This is a genomic window from Cedecea sp. FDAARGOS_727 (assembly GCF_012273235.1).
GTDB classification, from domain to species: Bacteria; Pseudomonadota; Gammaproteobacteria; order Enterobacterales; family Enterobacteriaceae; genus Cedecea; species Cedecea davisae.
The window spans coordinates 2,503,118-2,520,489 of sequence record NZ_CP050966.1 but is presented as its reverse complement, the minus strand read 5'-3'; the positions used below and the strand labels follow the sequence as shown (position 1 = coordinate 2,520,489).

The 17,372-nt window shown below is 52.9% G+C and carries 14 protein-coding genes and 1 tRNA gene; 7 read left to right on the top strand and 8 right to left on the bottom strand.

Annotation, left to right across the window (positions count from 1 at the left end; all coding sequences use genetic code 11):
* Nucleotides 1-5: 5 nt before the first annotated feature.
* Together FOC35_RS12030 and hemW are read left to right on the top strand one after the other, a co-directional pair.
* Nucleotides 6-599, top strand: coding sequence for an XTP/dITP diphosphatase (locus tag FOC35_RS12030; protein ID WP_172568997.1), 594 nt, complete (start codon nt 6-8; stop codon nt 597-599).
* Nucleotides 592-1,728, top strand: a complete 1,137-nt coding sequence (gene hemW, locus FOC35_RS12025) for a radical SAM family heme chaperone HemW (RefSeq protein WP_016538172.1) — start codon at nt 592-594, stop codon at nt 1,726-1,728. Before FOC35_RS12030 ends, hemW begins: the two co-directional genes overlap by 8 nt.
* Nucleotides 1,729-1,775: 47 nt before the next feature.
* On the opposite strand, the gene ansB is transcribed toward hemW, so the two are convergent.
* The 4 genes from ansB to trmB all read right to left on the bottom strand — a co-directional run bounded on the left by ansB (nt 1,776) and on the right by trmB (nt 4,993).
* Complete coding sequence (gene ansB / locus FOC35_RS12020) at nt 1,776-2,822, bottom strand: L-asparaginase 2 (RefSeq protein ID WP_172568996.1); 1,047 nt, start codon at nt 2,820-2,822, stop codon at nt 1,776-1,778.
* Nucleotides 2,823-3,161: 339 nt separating this feature from the next.
* The gene (locus FOC35_RS12015) at nt 3,162-3,878 is read right to left on the bottom strand and encodes a DUF2884 domain-containing protein (protein WP_172568995.1); all 717 of its coding nucleotides are present in this window, start codon (nt 3,876-3,878) and stop codon (nt 3,162-3,164) included.
* Between the two features lie 69 nt (nt 3,879-3,947).
* Nucleotides 3,948-4,274, bottom strand: coding sequence for a YggL family protein (locus FOC35_RS12010; RefSeq protein ID WP_016538175.1), 327 nt, complete (start codon nt 4,272-4,274; stop codon nt 3,948-3,950).
* The gene (trmB, locus tag FOC35_RS12005; protein WP_172568994.1) at nt 4,274-4,993 is read right to left on the bottom strand and encodes a tRNA (guanosine(46)-N7)-methyltransferase TrmB; all 720 of its coding nucleotides are present in this window, start codon (nt 4,991-4,993) and stop codon (nt 4,274-4,276) included. Before trmB ends, FOC35_RS12010 begins: the two co-directional genes overlap by 1 nt.
* Nucleotides 4,994-5,142: 149 nt before the next feature.
* On the opposite strand from trmB, the gene mutY reads away from it, so the two are divergent.
* The 3 genes from mutY to mltC are packed head-to-tail and all read left to right on the top strand — an operon-like array spanning nt 5,143 to nt 7,632.
* Nucleotides 5,143-6,231, top strand: a complete 1,089-nt coding sequence (gene mutY / locus FOC35_RS12000) for an A/G-specific adenine glycosylase (RefSeq protein ID WP_172568993.1) — start codon at nt 5,143-5,145, stop codon at nt 6,229-6,231.
* A 2-nt stretch (nt 6,232-6,233) separates the two neighbouring features.
* Entirely contained in the window at nt 6,234-6,509 is a 276-nt protein-coding gene (locus tag FOC35_RS11995; protein WP_016538178.1) for an oxidative damage protection protein, read from the top strand.
* A 43-nt stretch (nt 6,510-6,552) separates the two neighbouring features.
* The gene (gene mltC / locus FOC35_RS11990; protein ID WP_115586331.1) at nt 6,553-7,632 is read left to right on the top strand and encodes a membrane-bound lytic murein transglycosylase MltC; all 1,080 of its coding nucleotides are present in this window, start codon (nt 6,553-6,555) and stop codon (nt 7,630-7,632) included.
* A 116-nt stretch (nt 7,633-7,748) separates the two neighbouring features.
* Here mltC and FOC35_RS11985 read toward each other — a convergent pair whose 3' ends face one another.
* A complete protein-coding gene (locus tag FOC35_RS11985; RefSeq protein WP_172568992.1) occupies nt 7,749-9,884 on the bottom strand; it encodes an ornithine decarboxylase in 2,136 nt (711 codons plus the stop codon).
* Between the two features lie 433 nt (nt 9,885-10,317).
* On the opposite strand from FOC35_RS11985, the gene FOC35_RS11980 reads away from it, so the two are divergent.
* Nucleotides 10,318-10,393, top strand: a tRNA-Phe gene (locus tag FOC35_RS11980).
* 347 nt (nt 10,394-10,740) lie between these two features.
* On the opposite strand, the gene FOC35_RS11975 is transcribed toward FOC35_RS11980, so the two are convergent.
* Both FOC35_RS11975 and gss read right to left on the bottom strand, forming a co-directional pair.
* On the bottom strand, nt 10,741-13,167 hold the full coding sequence (locus FOC35_RS11975; protein ID WP_172568991.1) for a glucose/quinate/shikimate family membrane-bound PQQ-dependent dehydrogenase: 2,427 nt from the start codon (nt 13,165-13,167) through the stop codon (nt 10,741-10,743).
* Between the two features lie 225 nt (nt 13,168-13,392).
* A complete protein-coding gene (gss, locus tag FOC35_RS11970; RefSeq protein WP_172568990.1) occupies nt 13,393-15,258 on the bottom strand; it encodes a bifunctional glutathionylspermidine amidase/synthase in 1,866 nt (621 codons plus the stop codon).
* A gap of 484 nt (nt 15,259-15,742) precedes the next feature.
* Between gss and FOC35_RS11965 the strand changes: the two genes are divergently transcribed.
* Nucleotides 15,743-16,468 (top strand): serine protease, encoded by a 726-nt coding sequence (locus tag FOC35_RS11965; RefSeq protein ID WP_172570356.1) that lies wholly within the window; start codon nt 15,743-15,745, stop codon nt 16,466-16,468.
* Between the two features lie 84 nt (nt 16,469-16,552).
* Here the strand turns inward: FOC35_RS11965 and iolB are convergent, their stop codons facing one another.
* Complete coding sequence (gene iolB / locus FOC35_RS11960) at nt 16,553-17,371, bottom strand: 5-deoxy-glucuronate isomerase (protein ID WP_172568989.1); 819 nt, start codon at nt 17,369-17,371, stop codon at nt 16,553-16,555.
* Between the last annotated feature and the right edge of the window lies 1 nt (nt 17,372).

Here is a 17,372-nt window from a genome sequence, read left to right as displayed (position 1 = left end):
TCGCTATGCAAAAAGTTGTATTAGCTACCGGGAACGCCGGTAAAGTGCGTGAACTCGCCAGCCTGCTGGCGGATTTTGGCCTCGACGTGGTGGCACAAACCGAGCTGAACGTAGAGTCGGTGGAAGAGACCGGACTGACCTTTATTGAGAACGCCATTCTGAAGGCTCGCCACGCGGCTAAAGTTACCGGGCTACCGGCGCTTGCCGACGACTCCGGCCTGGCGGTGGACGCGCTGGGCGGCGCGCCGGGCATTTATTCCGCACGCTATGCGGGCGAAGAGGCAACCGACCAGCAGAATCTCGAGAAGCTGCTGGTTGCCCTGAAAGATGTACCCGACGATAAACGCCAGGCTCAGTTCCACTGCGTGCTGGTGTATATGCGCCACGCCGAAGACCCAACGCCGCTGGTGTTCCACGGCAGCTGGCCGGGCGTTATCGCTCAGACATCGGCAGGCCAGGGCGGCTTTGGCTACGATCCTATTTTCTATGTTCCGTCCGCAGGTAAAACGGCGGCGGAGCTGACCCGCGAAGAAAAAAGCGCAATTTCCCATCGTGGACAAGCGCTGAAACTGTTACTGGAAGCAATGCGTAATGGCTAATTTGCCACCCCTGAGTCTCTACATTCACATCCCCTGGTGCGTACAGAAGTGCCCGTACTGTGACTTCAATTCCCACGCGCTAAAGGGCGACGTGCCGCACGAAGAATACGTTGGCCATCTTCTGCGTGACCTGGACTGCGATGTGCCCCTGGCACAAGGGCGTGAAATAAAGACCATTTTTATCGGTGGCGGTACGCCAAGCCTGCTCTCCAGCGAGGCCATGCAGATGTTGCTGGACGGCGTTCGTTCGCGCTTAAAACTGGCAGATGACGCGGAAATCACCATGGAAGCCAACCCGGGCACGGTAGAAGCCGACCGCTTTGTTGGCTACCAGAAAGCGGGCGTGAACCGAATTTCCATCGGCGTGCAGAGCTTCAGCGAGCCGAAACTAAAACGCCTCGGGCGCATTCACGACTCAGGTGAAGCGAAAAGAGCGGCAAACCTTGCCAGCGGTCTCGGCCTGCGCAGCTTTAACCTGGACCTGATGCACGGCCTGCCGGACCAGTCTCTGGAAGAAGCACTGGACGATTTGCGCCAGGCGATTGAACTGAATCCCCCACACCTTTCCTGGTATCAGCTGACGATTGAACCGAATACGCTGTTTAGTTCACGGCCGCCAAAATTGCCGGATGACGATGCGCTGTGGGATATCTTCGAGCAGGGCGATAAGCTGCTAACCGCTGCGGGCTACCGGCAATATGAAACCTCGGCCTATGCAAAACCGGGCTACCAGTGCCAGCACAACCTGAATTACTGGCGCTTTGGTGACTATCTCGGCATCGGCTGCGGCGCTCACGGCAAAGTGACGTTCCCGGATGGGCGTATTATGCGTACCGCCAAAACTCGCCATCCTCGCGGCTATATGGAAGGGAAATATCTCGACCGCCAGCACGACGTGGCGCTGGAAGATAAGCCGTTTGAGTTCTTTATGAACCGCTTCCGCCTGCTGGAAGCCGCGCCTCGCAGCGAATTCACGCTGTATACCGGGCTGGATGAAGCGACAATTCGCCCGCAGCTGGATGAGGCGATGGCGAAAAACTATATGACTGAAACGGATGAGTACTGGCAGATAACCGAGCACGGGAAGCTGTTTTTAAACTCCCTGCTTGAACTGTTCCTTGCCGAGTAACCTCTTCCTGTGATGCCCTGGCTGGACGGCCAGGGCGGGCGTACGGATCAGTACTGGTTAAACATTTCCTGAATTTGCTTCGGATCTTTGGTTTTAGTCAGCGCCAGCTGCAACAGCACGCGGGCTTTTTGCGGGTTCAGCGAACCAGAGGCGACAAAACCATACTTCCCATCATCCACTTCCGCATCACGGGTGGTGTAACCTGTCGGCACTCGCGATGAGCGAACCACAACGGTCCCCTCGTGCGCGGCGGTCGCAAGAGTATCGAACACGGTCTGATACAGGTTACCGTTGCCTACACCGGCGCTAACGATCCCTTCATAGCCAGCGTCCACCAGCGCTTTCACCGGCAGGTCAGAGGCATTAGCATAGTTATAGATAATACCCACCTTCGGCAGCTCGCTCAGCGTCGATACGTCAAACGGCGTGGACGTTGTGTGCTTACGCGCCGGGGTGCGTTGATAGTCAATTTTGCCATTATGGATATAGCCCAGCGGACCAAAGTTGACGGACTTGAAAGTCGCAACATCCGTAGTACTGGTTTTGGTGACGTCACGCCCATCCAGCACGGTATCATTCATTACGACCATCACCCCACGGTTGGCAGACTGCGGGTCAACGGCCGCGACCACCGCGTTATAGAGGTTAAATGGGCCATCGGCGCTCATCGAGGTCGACGGACGCATCGCGCCTACCAGAACCACCGGCTTATTACATTTCACCGTGAGATCGAGGAAATAGGCGGTTTCCTCCATCGTGTCCGTACCGTGGGTAATAACAAACCCATCGGTTTTATCGCAGTCGGCGTTAATTTTCTTCGCCAGCGTCAGCCAGACCCGATCGTTCATATCCTGCGAACCGATATTAACGACCTGCTCGCCCTTCACCACCGCCAGATCTTTTAGCTGCGGAACCGCGTTAACCAAATTCTCTACGCCGACTTTACCGGCGGTGTAATTAGATTTCGTTGCCGAATCACCGCCTCCGGCAATAGTGCCGCCGGTTGCCAAAATAGTGACATGAGGCAAAGCAAGGGCTGCACCGCTGAACCCCATAACTACTGTGAGAAGCGCTATTTTTCCAAAAAACTTCATTTTAATTCTCCAGTTATGTGAATTTGCCGCATTATCCCAGCATCAAAGATGAATAATGTGACTACAGCCCATTAACCAGATAAACGCTCTCTAATAATCACGATTATTAGATACAGAAACCAATAAAAAGAAAATATTAATAAATCGCAGGAAGCGGGATTCCATTTTTTATCTTTTGCGCTGACGGGAAAAAGTGTTGGTTCTTATATTGTCGATATGTCTGTTACAAAGCCATGCTTAGCGGAGAAGCCAGGATAACTGAAAAGGCGGAGTTCAGTTCTGCGGGTAAACCGAACAGCCGCCATGTTGGAACCGGCCGGGAGAGAGCCGGCCTCTGAATTACTTAAGCCCGCTCACCAGCGCCTTGCGGCTCTGCTCGAGGGTGATCACACGGTCACACACATCTTTACCGAACTTCTGAAAATCCGCTTCCTGATTATTCCACTCTTTCTGAATAGCGGTTTGCAGCCCGCCCAGGCTACCCAGCACGCCCTGCAACGGGTTACCGCCGCCCTTCAGAACCGCCTGCGCGCCCATTTCGTTAATGCTGTCCTGCAAAATCCCGCCCAGCGCCTGGTTCACCAGCTGCTGCCCATCCGCCCGCACCTGATCGATAGCTTTATAGTGGAAGGTCAAACCATCCTGGCGGCGTTCGATAATGCGATTCATCTGCTCTTTGAGCTGAGCATCCAGCTTGGTCAGACGGCCGCGCATGCTGCTGCTTTCGCCCACCTCTTTAGCAATAATGCCGTCCAGCGCGATGCGGCTTTTCTCCACCCGCGAGCGAGCGCCGTTATCGATCCACGGAAGATCCGCGCGCAGAGATTTCTGATAATTCAGCGCCTGTTGGCGTTGGGCGGCGTTCAGCGTTTTCTGCGCGCCGTTGAATTGAACGCTACCGTCAGGGGCAATAACCAGATTACCGTTCTCGCCAACGACCTGAACGGACTGCGGGCTGATAACCACGTCATCACGCGGGTTCACGCTGCACTGATAGTCTGCGTGCGCCGAGGCGGCGGTTACCAGCAGCGCGCCTAAAAGAAGCTTACGGATCATGTTTTCTCCTGAAAATTCAGCTCCTGAAAAAAAGGCCGGTTAATTAACCAGCCTGTTTTTTGCTAATGCTTAATCCCACCAGACGTCGAACAGATCGCTGATGCGAATATCTTCGAGCTTGCGCTCTTCAAGCCATTTACGAATTTGCGCCTGATGCTCTTCGGTGCATTTGCCTATCTCTTCCATGCACACCAGCCCTTCCCAGGCCAGATAACCGCTGCCGTCAAACGCCAGTTTGTTTGGCGCAATGACTTCGGCGATCAGCTCGTCCACGGTTTTATCAATTTGCTCTTCGGAAGTGCCCTCCGGGAAGCGCCAGGCAATAGAGAAACCCAGTTCCTGGAACTCTTCGATATGCATTTTCTTACGCAGACGACGGCTACGATTCTTTGCCATTATTTCACCCTCTCGAACATTAAGTCCCATACGCCGTGGCCAAGACGATGGCCACGTTGTTCAAATTTGGTTACCGGTCGCGTGTCCGGACGCGGTACGTAGTCGTTGCTCTCCGACTGGTTTTTATACCCTTCGATAGAGGACATCACTTCGAGCATATGTTCGGCATAAGGTTCCCAGTCGGTTGCCATATGGAACACGCCGCCCAGCTTCAGCTTGCGTTTCACCAGGTCAGCAAACGGAGCCTGAACGATACGGCGTTTATTATGGCGTGCTTTGTGCCATGGATCAGGGAAAAACAGCTGAACCATGGTCAGAGAATTGTCAGGAATCATGTTTTCCAGCACTTCTACCGCATCGTGGCACATTACGCGCAGGTTCTCTACGCCAGCATCATGCGCGGTGCTCAGGCATGCGCCCACGCCCGGCGAGTGCACTTCAATCCCGAGGTAGTTGTGCATCGGGTTCGCCTGCGCCATCGCCACCAGCGAAGTCCCCATACCAAAGCCTATCTCCAGCGTGACCGGTGCCTCACGGCCAAACAGGGTGCCAAAATCGGCTGGTTCGGCCTGGAACTCAACGCCCATCACCGGCCAGTAGTTATCCAGCGCATGCTGCTGACCCTTCGTCAGACGCCCCTGGCGACGGACAAAGCTGCGGATGCGGCGCAGCACGCGGCCTTCTTCATTAAATTCCGGTGAAATGACGTCATTCTTCATGATTTCGTTAACGCTTCGCTTAGTGTTCGGGAAACGGGCATTATCCAAAGTTAAGCATGAGAAGCAAGCACAGGAAAGTTCCGGTTTACAGCTTTAACGCTCTGTGCTGGAATCGGCAGCCTTATTCACCCTTTGCCGGATGCCCAGTATTGACGATGCAAGCGCCTCAATTTGCCCAACAGGTACTCGACTGGTACCACAAGTATGGGCGCAAAACTCTGCCGTGGCAGCAGGAAAAAACGCCTTATAAAGTCTGGCTCTCGGAAGTGATGCTGCAACAAACGCAGGTCGCGACGGTTATCCCCTACTTTGAACGCTTTATGGCGCGCTTCCCAACCGTTACCGACCTCGCCAACGCTCCGCTGGATGAGGTGCTGCACCTGTGGACCGGCCTGGGCTATTACGCTCGTGCGCGCAATCTGCACAAAGCCGCGCAGCAGGTTGCCGATAAACACGGTGGCGTGTTCCCGGAAACCTATGACGAAGTAGCCGACCTCCCGGGCGTTGGGCGTTCTACAGCCGGAGCGATTCTTTCGCTTTCGCTGGGTAAACACTTCCCTATTCTGGACGGCAACGTTAAGCGCGTTTTGGCTCGCTGCTATACCGTTTCGGGCTGGCCGGGCAAAAAAGATGTTGAAAAACGCCTGTGGGAAATCAGCGAGCAGGTAACGCCAGCCAAAGGCGTTAGCCAGTTTAACCAGGCGATGATGGACCTGGGGGCGATGGTTTGCACTCGCTCAAAACCGAAATGCGAGCTTTGCCCCCTGAGCAACGGCTGCATGGCTTACGCCAACCATAGCTGGGCCAACTATCCCGGCAAAAAACCTAAGGTTACGCTGCCCGAGCGCACTGGCTATATGTTAATGATGCAACAGGGCGACGAGGTCTTCCTCACTCAGCGCCCTGCCGTGGGCCTGTGGGGCGGGCTGTTCTGCTTCCCGCAATTTACGGACGAGCAGGCGCTGCATAACTGGCTGGAACAGCGGGGAATTCCATCGGATAATCTCACCCAGCTAACCGCCTTCCGCCATACTTTCAGCCATTTCCATTTGGATATTGTGCCTATGTGGCTTCCGGTGTCGTCGCCGGGCGGCTGCATGGATGAAGGAGCGGCTCTCTGGTATAACTTAGCCCAGCCGCCATCCGTCGGACTGGCTGCTCCCGTGGAGCGCCTGTTACAACAATTACGCGTCGAACCGGTCGCTATAGCGCCCGTCCGAGCCGCAGAAGAGGATTAATAATGAGCAGAACTATTTTTTGTACTTACCTGCAGCGCGATGCTGAAGGCCAGGATTTCCAGCTCTACCCTGGCGAGCTGGGCAAGCGAATCTATAACGAAATCTCTAAAGAAGCCTGGGCGCTGTGGCAGACTAAACAGACGATGCTTATCAACGAAAGAAAGATGAGCATGATGAACCCGGAACACCGTAAAGAGCTGGAAAACGAGATGGTCAACTTCCTGTTTGAAGGGAAAGACGTCCACATCGAAGGCTTTACCCCGCCGGAAAAACAGTAACCGTCGGCCTCTTTTTGCAAACACAACACGCATACACGGAATGATGAAAAAACTTCTCGCGCTGGCCCTCGTGGCTCCGTTACTCATCTCCTGTTCCAGTAAAAGAGACGGTGATTCTTATAACGAAGCTTATATAAAGGACACCAACGGGTTTGATATTTTGATGGGGCAATTTGCCAACAACATCGAAAATATCTGGGGCATGAAAGAGGTGCTGATCGCCGGTCCTAAAGACTATGTCAAATATACCGATCAGTACCTGACCCGCAGCCACATTAACTTCGACGAAGGTACGATTACCGTTGAAACCATTGCGGGAACTGACCCGGCTGCGCACCTGCGCCAGGCCATCATTACCACCCTGCTGATGGGCGACGATCCGGGTTCTATCGACCTCTATTCCGACGCCAACGACGTGCTTATCTCCAAAGAGCCATTCCTTTACGGACAGGTGGTGGACAATACCGGGCAGCCTATTCGCTGGGAAGGTCGCGCGTCGAAATTTGCCGACTACCTGCTAAAAACTCGTCTTCAGAGCCGCAGTACCGGCCTGAAAATCGTGTATAGCGTTACCATTAACCTGGTGCCAAACCACCTCGATAAACGTGCCCATAAATACATCGGCATGGTGCGCAAAGCCTCGAAGAAATACGGCGTGGATGAGTCGCTGATTTTGGCAATCATGCAGACCGAATCGAGCTTTAACCCTTATGCGGTGAGCCACGCGGACGCACTGGGCCTGATGCAGGTTGTTCAGCACAGCGCCGGGGTAGATGTGTTTAAAGCGCAGGGGAAATGGGGTAAACCGAGCCGCAGCTATCTGTTCGACCCGGAGAGCAACATCGATACCGGCACCGCTTACCTGGCGATTTTGCAGAACAGCTATCTGGGGCAGATTGATAACCCGACCTCACGTCGTTATGCGGTGATTACCGCCTATAACGGCGGCGCGGGCAGCGTGCTTAGAGTGTTCTCAAACGATAAGACTCAGGCGTTTAATCTGATCAACAGCATGGATCCGGGCGACGTTTACCAGACGCTGACCACACGCCATCCTTCTGCTGAGTCTCGCCATTATCTTTATAAGGTGAATACCGCGCAGAAGAGCTACCGTCGGCGATAGTCCAGAACGTTACCCTCACCCTAACCCTCTCCCTAAAAGGGAGAGGGGATCTTCTGGGAGCAAGTTTCCCCCCTCGCCCCTTCGGGGAGAGGGCCGGGGTGAGGGGCAATTTCCTCTTAATTCAACATGTACCCATACAGCCGCTTAATCCCATCGGCATCCGTCTCGCTATACACACCCTGTAGCTCAGGCGAGAAGCCCGGCAACATGTTCACGCCCTCTTCCAGCGCCAGGAAATAGCGCAGCGCCGCACCGCCCCACGCCTCTCCCGGCACCACGCACAGCACGCCAGGCGGGTAAGGTAGAGCGCCTTCGGCAGCAATGCGCCCTTCTGACTCACTCAGGCGCACCAGCTCGACGTTGCCGCGAATAAACTCGATATTCGCATCCTGCGGGTTCATAACCACTTTCGGCAGGCTCTGCTTGCGGAACATAGCCTTTTGCAGCTCTTTCACCTCGAAGCTGACGTACAGGTCGTGCATCTCCTGGCAGAGCTGGCGCAGCGTGTAGCCCTTGTAGCGCACCGGGTATTTCTGATATATGGTTGGCAGCACGTCCGCCAGCGGCGTGTCGTCTTCAATATGCTGCTCAAACTGGGCCAGCATTGCCACCAGCTGGGCCATTTTCTCGGCGCTTTCGGCCGGAGTAAGCAGGAACAGAATAGAATTGAGATCGGCTTTTTCCGGCACGATCCCGTTTTCACGCAGATAATTAGCGAGGATCGCCGCCGGTACGCCAAATTCGGTGTAATCACCCGTTTGCGGATCGATCCCCGGCGTGGTCAGCAGCAACTTGCAGGGATCGACGAAGTATTCATCCTTCGCATAGCCTTCAAATCCGTGCCAGCGCTCGCCCGGCTCGAAGCTAAAGAAACGACGTTCCTGGGCTATCGTTTGCGTTGGATGATCCTGCCACGGGCGCCCCGCGACTTCCGGCGGAATAAACGGTTTGATCATCTTACAGTTAGCGATGATCGCCTTGCGCGCTTCAATCCCCAGAGTCACGCATTCAGCCCAAAGACGGCGCCCGCTTTCGCCCTGGTGAATTTTGGCGTTCACGTCCAGCGCGGCAAACAGCGGGTAAAACGGGCTGGTTGAAGCATGCAGCATAAAGGCGTTATTCAGCCGCTTATGCGGGCAGAAACGAGCCTGGCCGCGTATATGGTTATCTTTTTTATGGATCTGCGAAGTTTGCGAGAAACCAGCCTGCTGCTTGTGAACCGACTGGGTCACAAAAATTCCCGGATCGTTCTCGTTCAGCTCAAGCAGAAGCGGCGAGCAGTCCGCCATCATCGGAATAAACTGCTCATAGCCCACCCACGCTGAATCAAACAGGATGTAGTCACACAGGTGGCCGATGTTATCCACCACCTGCCTCGCGTTGTAGATTGTACCGTCGTAAGTGCCAAGCTGGATAACCGCCAGGCGGAATGGCCGGGCCTCATTTGCACGTTCCGGTGCGACTTCTGCAATCAGCTCACGCAGATGTTTTTCTTCGAAACAGTGGGCATCAATCCCGCCGATAAAACCAAATGGATTGCGGGAGGCTTCCAGGTAAACCGGCGTCGCTCCGGCCTGAATCAATGCACCATGATGGTTTGATTTATGGTTGTTGCGGTCAAACAGCACCAAATCCCCGCGCGTCAACAGCGCATTGGTCACCACTTTATTCGCGCCCGATGTCCCGTTCAGAACAAAGTAGGTTTTGTCGGCATGGAATACTTTTGCGGCAAACTTCTGCGCGTGTTTGGCAGAACCTTCATGGATCAGCAAGTCGCCCAGCTTGACGTCGGCATTACACATGTCGGCGCGAAATACGTTTTCACCGAAGAAATCGAAGAACTGGCGGCCAGCCGGATGTTTTTTAAAGAACTCACCGTGCTGATGGCCGGGGCACGCGAAAGTGCTGTTGTCCATCGCCACATATTTGCTCAGGGTGTTGAAGAACGGCGGCAGCAGGTCTTCTTCATAGTCGCTGGCTGCGGTTTCCAGCTCCAGAAAATCCTGTGCTTTACCGCTAATCACGCCCGTAACTTCGGGCAGCTCTTCCACAATGCTCTCGCTGAAGATAAATACCGGCAGATTAAAGCCGGTTCGCTTCAACAGCGCCAGAATGCCACTGCGGCTATCCGCAATGGAGATGACAACTGCCGCAACATCGGTAAAGTCGGTATCGGCAAGCGTGACCACTTCGCGATGAGTTGAGAGTAATGCCACCACGTCGTGGCTTGCGGCAATTTTCAATGATTTCATAAGCACAAATCCCCGTCTTCAAGGATGAGTGAGTGCCAACCGGCACGGCAAAGGGAAAGTTCCCCGGTGAAGGCGTTCTGAAGGTCTTAGGGTGTGAGTCCACTCCGACCGCCAGACATCAGTAAAACCAGGTCAGCCCTGATTTTACTGTTGTCCTGCAGCGAGCATACGTTGCCCTCACCGCATGGTGAGCAAGGGACTTCGGAAGGAAATAACTGCACGGACGAGCGCTATCCCGAAAGATGCGTGGGAATTGAGAGTGAACATCAAAGCGCCCCGTGGTGGATAAGAAAATTCGCGCAATCATGGCACCTTCTTTCGGCAGGTTCAACCTGAACTCTGTAACAGCCAGCACATAAATCATGCAAACGAACGGCCTTATGCAACAAAGCGATTGACGCGGAATAGGGTTTACGGTTTAATGCGCCCCGTTGCCCGGATAGCTCAGTCGGTAGAGCAGGGGATTGAAAATCCCCGTGTCCTTGGTTCGATTCCGAGTCCGGGCACCACTATTTAGAAAAACCAGCCTACGGGCTGGTTTTTTGCTTTCTGGGGTCTGGACTCTTCATCGAACTAAAGTTCGGTTACTCGTATCATCCTGATACTCGCCCTACGGGCCAGCGCAAGCGCTGTTCAAAAACGTTCCCGACGTTTTTGTACTCATATCATCTGATACCCACCCTACGGGCCAGCGCAAGCGCTGTTCAAAAACGTTCCCGACGTTTTTGTACTCATATCATCTGATACCCACCCTACGGGCCAGCGCAAGCGCTGTTCAAAAACGTTCCCGACGTTTTTGTACTCATATCATCTGACACCCACCTCCATAGGAGGTGGGTAATGATTTTTTTATCACTTAGTCAAGAGCGTAGGCAATCACATAGTCACCGCGATCCGGTGACTGACGTCCCCCTCCCGCTGAGATTAAAATATACTGTTTACCCGTTTTCGGTGAGACGTAGCTAACGGGTCCCCCCTGGCTCCCCACCGGCAAGCGAGCCTTCCAGACTTCCTCGCCTGTTGAGGAATTGAAGGCTCGTAGATAGTAATCCTGCGTACCAGCGATAAACACCAGTCCGCCCTGAGTCACCAAAGTACCTCCGAGAGTTGGCATACCCACCGGCATTTTCATCCGCATTTTTATACCAAATGGCCCCGTATCCTGCACTGTGCCTACAGGTACCTGCCAGACAACTTTTTGGGTTTTCAAGTCAATGGCAGAGAGCGTACCGAACGGCGGTTTTTGGCACGGGATGCCCAGCGGTGACATAAAGCGATTTTTATTCACGGAATACGGCGTTCCTTTCATTGGAACGGCCCCCATTCCCGCATTGACCGCTTCACCACCCGTGTTCGCTACCGCGCTTTGCGGATCCTGCTTAATCAGTTGAACCCACAGCCCCAGCCGCATATCGTTCACGAAGATATAGTGATTGTTCGGATCGGTAGAAAGACCTCCCCAGTTCATACCGCCAAGAGAGCCCGGATAGCTCAGTGATACATCTGTGCCCGGCACGGTGTAGAGACCGTCATAGCGCATAGATTTAAAGCTGATACGGCAGGCTAGCTGGTCAAACGGCGTAGCTCCCCACATGTCCGATTCTTTTAACGTTTCAGCCCCGATTTGTGGCATCCCGGTCGATTTCGGCTGCGTGGCGGAATATTGCTCGTTAGGAATATCTGATTTTTTGACCGGTACTTCACGAACTTCGGTTAACGGTTTACCCGTCAGACGATCCAGGACAAAAATTTGTCCGGCTTTCGTGCCGACCACAACAGCGGGTTTATTACCCTCTTTCGTAGGGAAATCCACCAGACTCGGCTGCATGGGAATATCAAAATCCCAAAGGTCATTGTGGACCGTTTGATAAACCCATTTCTCTTTGCCGGTAGTGGCGTCCAGCGCCAGTATCGACGTGGCGTATTTATGGTCTTCAGGAATACGATCTGCGCCCCATAAATCAACAGACGAGCTTCCCATTGGGATAAATACGGTGTTCATGTCCGCATCCCAGGACATAGGAGCCCAGGAGTTAGCGGAGCTGCGCATGTAGTGCTCACCAGGCTTCAGAACGTGGTTTGGATCAGGATTACGGGCATCAAACGCCCAGCGCAGTTTTCCCGTAATCACGTCGTAGCCACGGATAACACCGCCTGGCATGTCTGTGCTGACGTTGTCAGCCACGCGCCCACCGACCACCACGGTTGTACCGGCAAGTGTCGGTGCTGAAGTCACGACATAGCTCGGATCGTCCGCTTTCCCCATACCCTCTAAAAGACTAACGGTGCCGTTATGGCCAAAATCAGGGCAGTACTGGCCGTTATCAGCATCGAGCGCAATCAGACGATCGTCGATGGTGTTCATCAGAATACGGCGCTGGCAAGCTGCACCCGAGGCGACTTTAGGTTCAATAACAGGGGAAGAACCTGAAATCGTAGGTTTTGCGACCGGTTTGGTAGCATCAAAATAAGCGAGACCACGACACCGCATCCAGATAGCGGATTTCGCATTAATTTCAGCTTTCCAGATCTCTTTCCCGGTATCTGCATCAACTGCAATGACGTTATTGTGCGGCGTGCAAAGGAATACACGATCGCCGACCTGTAATGGCGTTTGCTGATCTTCAGCGCCATTACCATCCGGGCTTAAAGGAATATCACCGGTGTGATAGGTCCAGACAGGCTTAAGCTGTTGAATATTATCGCGGTTAATCTGATCGAGAGCAACAAATCGGCTCCCCCCCGCTGTATTACCGTAATGATCCCAGTTTTGCTGTTGCTGGCCCTTATTTACCGGCACCAAAGGTAACTCTTCCCCTTTAAATGCCACCGTCGGATGAGGCTGAAACATTTGAATAAAGGTCGCGCCTATACCAATGATTAATACTGCACAAACGCCGTACGCCCCTTTGGCGCGGGCCTTTTTCCCTTCAGATTTACGCAGCCCAGGCCACGCGACAGCAGCCAGCAGCAGCAGGCCTGCGGGTACCATCAAACGTGACACCAGCGGCCAGAAATCCATCCCGGCATCGTATAAAGACCAAAGCAGGGTCCCTGCAAATACCAGAGCGAAAACCATAACTGCTGAGGATTTACGACGGAAAAATTGTATTGCGGAAATTAAAGACACAATACCGGCAATCAGAAAATACCAGCTACCCCCTAAGGAGGCTAATTTAATACCCCCAATGATAAAGGCCAGGCTGAACGCCAGTAGGATGATTGACAAAAACAGACAGTAGATACCCAGCCAACCGGTGCGGCGGGAGGAATTTTCATTCATAGTGATTCTCCGAGAAACTTAGGCGAATCTTAACGCCTTTCGAATGAAGGTTTCTACCTTAAACATCCTAAAAACTTTACATATAATTAACCTTCGGTGCGGTTATTAACATAATCGTTCACCTGTCTGGAGGTTCAGGGCGCTAGCCTACCGCACATTTATCTTGATAAACGCCTGCGGTGCAGTCGCCCCTACTGGCTCCATTACCCCTGTTCCGACAACCGGTTACTGCTTATCCTTCACCACAATCAGCGGTTCGATATCGCTCTCTTTCTTAATCACCAGCGAATCATCCCCGCGCAGGCAGGTGCCACCGTAGCTTCCGCCGACGGTAAAGGTGCATACCTGAATATACTTGCCGTCTACGTTTGGCAGACACCACAGCTGCTGGTAAATATTCTTGCGATCCAAAAAGTTGCCGCTGGTTTTATCCAGCAGTTCATCGTGGTGGCTGATAAGGTCGATATTGCTCCCACAGCGCCCGGCTATCGGTTTTACCGCATAGCCTGTTTTTGCCAGCAGCTCATTGACTTCGAAGTCGGTATCCAGCAGGTAATGGTGGTTCGGGAACAGCTGCCACAGCACCGGCAGAATAGCTTTATTTCCCGGAATAACCGTCCACAGCGGCTCAAACACCAGCACCTCCGGGCGCAGCAGCACGTCAATCAGCCTCACCTCGTTCTGAGGATGCCCGGTGCGTATCGGTACCGCCGCATATTCGGTTTCACTTACCTCACGAATTTGCTCGATGGCCGTTTCCCACGCCCAGGTCTTCCATACGCAGTTGACCGGCCGCCCGTCGCTATCAATAAGCTGCCCCGCAGCATCCCAGCTCAGCTCGCCGAGACCATGCAAGATTTTGGTGTCAAACCCGGCCTGCATCAGCGAACGCTGCATAAACAGGGCGTGGTAATCTTCCTCGGAGTCGTTATCCTGCATAATATGAACAAACGGTCTGGCACTGCTGTGCTTCCAGGCACCGGTTAACTCTTCAAGCAACCCTTCCGCCGGGTTGTGTCCGGTTCCGCGATAGCCCGTTTTCACCCACTCTTCGAGGATCAATCCACCTTCGGTATGGCAGGAAGCAGAATCGGCGTTGTACTCATAAACCTTCAACCCGCGCTCATCCATACAGAAATCCATGCGCCCGGTAACCATCTGGTGCCGACGCCACTGCCAGGATAACCGCAGGCGCGGCCAGAGGATTTTCGGAATATCAAAAAGCGCCAGAAGGTTATCGTCTTTCAGCACTTTATCCGTTGCATGGAGGTACATCAGATGCAGCTCGTTGGTCGCCTTAATCAGCTCCTGCTCTGCGGTTTCGGTAATGGTGAAATACTGGCAGGGATCTTTATTAATAAAGTGACCATTCGCCCCGATATAAGCCCGCTGTAAAGCATCTTTTTCATTCAGCCATTTACCGTCGAACTGGCGTTTATTAGCCAGGCGAGCGCCGCCAATTTTTAACGCATCTCCGCCAATATCGGGCTGTGGAAGGCTATGTTCGCTATCCTCAGTCTGGATCATCCAGCCAAGAATCGAGGTATCCTCGAAGGTATCTTGCAGGGTGTAGAGGCCGTCCTGCTCAACCAGGGTCAGCTCGCGCGTCCATTGCTGCCCGGCAGGTAGAGGGGCGTGAATGACATTCTGTTCGGCAATGCGCACTTTATTTCCCACAAGCTGGGTAACAACGGCTACATGCCCGGTTTCATCGAACTCACCGCCTTTCTGCCAGATCAGCAGCGCACCGGCTTCAGGCGCACGTTTAGAGCCGTTAGCAAACGCCTGAAGCGGAAGAATATTGTCGTTGATTACCTGGCGTAAAAAGCGCAGAGAGAAGATTTCCCAAGCCATGCCAACGTCGGTAAACACAAAGCCATAGTTCAGAAACAGGAAACGGCGTGCGAACTCAACGCACTGCCATTTGTGGCCCATGTATTCGTTGCCGATGTAGCTACGGAACTCGGCATCTTCGGGGTAGTTTCGCGGGTCGAGGCTGCCGTAATTAGAAGAGTAAATCGCTACGCCGCCCGGGGCATAGCCTAACAACGTCCCAAAAGGCGCATCACTATCTGGTGTTACTGTATGCATGTATCCAACCTATAACAGGCAGGCGGCAAAGGTAACGATAATTGTCGTCTGCACGTTGAAATTAACCTGACAGAGGAAGCTTTATCATACACCTGCATCCCAGGCTTTGTGCAGTGCCGCTTCGTTTAAACTGAACGGCAGCAAACCCGGCCATAATCTACACGCGAGATATATTTCCCAATATTCAATTCATTCATCAAAGAATATTTCATACAACTTAAAACAACCACTCAGAGTTATTTTCTAAAGCATATATTAAGATAACTAATTATTGATTTTTAGTTGGCCGAGGCCGATCAAAAAAATATCATCAATAAAAACGGCAATAGCATTATATCTTTCTCTAAAGATGACCTCGTCAAAACAAAAGAGTACTGAACTGAAGAGCGATTAAAAAAAGCTACACCTATGGAAGCACCAGAAATTACAGAGCAAGAAATAGAGAAAATGAAAAAGGAAAAAAACTCAGCTAGTTAGCCCTAAAATAATAGCAAAACCTGGCCCATCCAAAAACGGCGCCCGGACACCAGCAAAAACAGGTGTTCCATCAGAAGCTGACGTCGATGAGTATCCTTTTAACACTGCCGGGGTACTCTATTTTACTGAAGGTGATGGCGGTGAGCATCGTTGCTCTGCGCAATTTGTTGCCCCAAATGTTCTATTGACGGCGGCCCACTGCGTCAGGGATAAAGAAACAGGGGAGTATTATACCAACTTTGAATTCCACCAGGGCTACCGCAAAGGCAAAGAAAAAGGCATTATTTATGGTATCTCAGCAGCAACTCGTGACTCCTGGGTCGTAGGTGAAGGAGAAGACACAAACAGAAAAGTCGATTACGGTTTTATTATAACAGAGACCGAAACTCTGACTAGCTGGCTAGGGGCGGAAATAGGTTTTAAACATGACCATTTGTATGCCATAGGTTATCCATCAAACTACTCAGATGGTAAAATTTTGCAGAAAGTTAAGGGTCATAACGCAGGTGTAGAGGATGGGGTTGCGGCAATGTCCGATAACCCTTATGGGTCAGGCGCCAGCGGCGGCGCATGGATAGTAGATAAAGAAGATGGAAGCTATGCCATCGGTAATAACGCATCACATAAACATGACGATCCCAACACCGACTACGGTCCTTATTATGACCACAAATTTGAGTCACTTTATGATGAGGTCGCATCCCAGGCTACAAAACTGGGAATCAAAAAATAGACAGAATGAAAGATAAAAGCATGCCGGTAGCCCGGCATGCTTTTTACTAAACACAGTGCAGACAGACATCACGCCCAACACATTCTACCTTTCCCCATACGCATCGCTGTTCACCCAGGCGTGATCTTTCTCCCAGCTAAACATCCACTTGCGCACCGGACCGGCCATTACGTTGAGGTAATAGCTGTCGTACCCGGCCATCGTAGCAACAGGGTGGTAACCTTTGGGCACCATTACTACATCTTTGTCGTACACGGCCATACATTCGTCGAGCGTGCGGTCGTCAGTGTATACACGCTGCATGCAGAAGCCCTGCGGCGGGTTCAGGCGATGATAATAAGTTTCTTCGAGATACGTTTCATTTGGCGGATTATCGGTATCGTGCTTGTGGCTTGGGTACGAGCTGGTGCAGCCCTCATTGGTGTAAACCTCCACCACAAGCAGGCTGTCTGCCGGTTTATCTTCCGGCAGAATGTTATGCACATAACGCTGATTATGGCCTTTGCCGCGAGCTTCAGCGTCAATGTCCTGCGGGGCGATAAGCCGCGTGGAGTAAGTGCCTTTCCCAGGAGCCGAGCACACCGCCAGCTCAAGATGCGTAAGCGCCTCAACCTTAATCGCCTCGCCGGATGTCACGTAAACCGCCCAGGGCTTACGGCGCTCAAAAGGACTCATGCGGTCACCAATTTCGGGGAAACGAGCCAGCGGCGTATCGATAGTGGCGCGCCCCGCAACCAGCACCAGACAGCGCTCTTCTTCTACCGCAGACAGGTCCAGCCGCTGGCCCTCGCGTAGCTGGTAGACTTCAAAACCGACGTAGCCCCATCCCGCGCTTTCAGGCGTAATCCGCTGAGTTTGCCCTTTAGGGCCCGGCAGTTGCCCGCGAGAAAGTAATCTGGACATT

Coding starts and splice junctions, on each gene's coding strand:
- FOC35_RS12030 (WP_172568997.1), top strand. CDS start 6: ATGCAAAAAGTTGTATTAGCTACCGGGAACGCCGGTAAAGTGCGTGAA.
- hemW (WP_016538172.1), top strand. CDS start 592: ATGGCTAATTTGCCACCCCTGAGTCTCTACATTCACATCCCCTGGTGC.
- ansB (WP_172568996.1), bottom strand. CDS start 2,822: ATGAAGTTTTTTGGAAAAATAGCGCTTCTCACAGTAGTTATGGGGTTC.
- FOC35_RS12015 (WP_172568995.1), bottom strand. CDS start 3,878: ATGATCCGTAAGCTTCTTTTAGGCGCGCTGCTGGTAACCGCCGCCTCG.
- FOC35_RS12010 (WP_016538175.1), bottom strand. CDS start 4,274: ATGGCAAAGAATCGTAGCCGTCGTCTGCGTAAGAAAATGCATATCGAA.
- trmB (WP_172568994.1), bottom strand. CDS start 4,993: ATGAAGAATGACGTCATTTCACCGGAATTTAATGAAGAAGGCCGCGTG.
- FOC35_RS11995 (WP_016538178.1), top strand. CDS start 6,234: ATGAGCAGAACTATTTTTTGTACTTACCTGCAGCGCGATGCTGAAGGC.
- mltC (WP_115586331.1), top strand. CDS start 6,553: ATGAAAAAACTTCTCGCGCTGGCCCTCGTGGCTCCGTTACTCATCTCC.
- FOC35_RS11985 (WP_172568992.1), bottom strand. CDS start 9,884: ATGAAATCATTGAAAATTGCCGCAAGCCACGACGTGGTGGCATTACTC.
- FOC35_RS11975 (WP_172568991.1), bottom strand. CDS start 13,167: ATGAATGAAAATTCCTCCCGCCGCACCGGTTGGCTGGGTATCTACTGT.
- gss (WP_172568990.1), bottom strand. CDS start 15,258: ATGCATACAGTAACACCAGATAGTGATGCGCCTTTTGGGACGTTGTTA.
- iolB (WP_172568989.1), bottom strand. CDS start 17,371: ATGTCCAGATTACTTTCTCGCGGGCAACTGCCGGGCCCTAAAGGGCAA.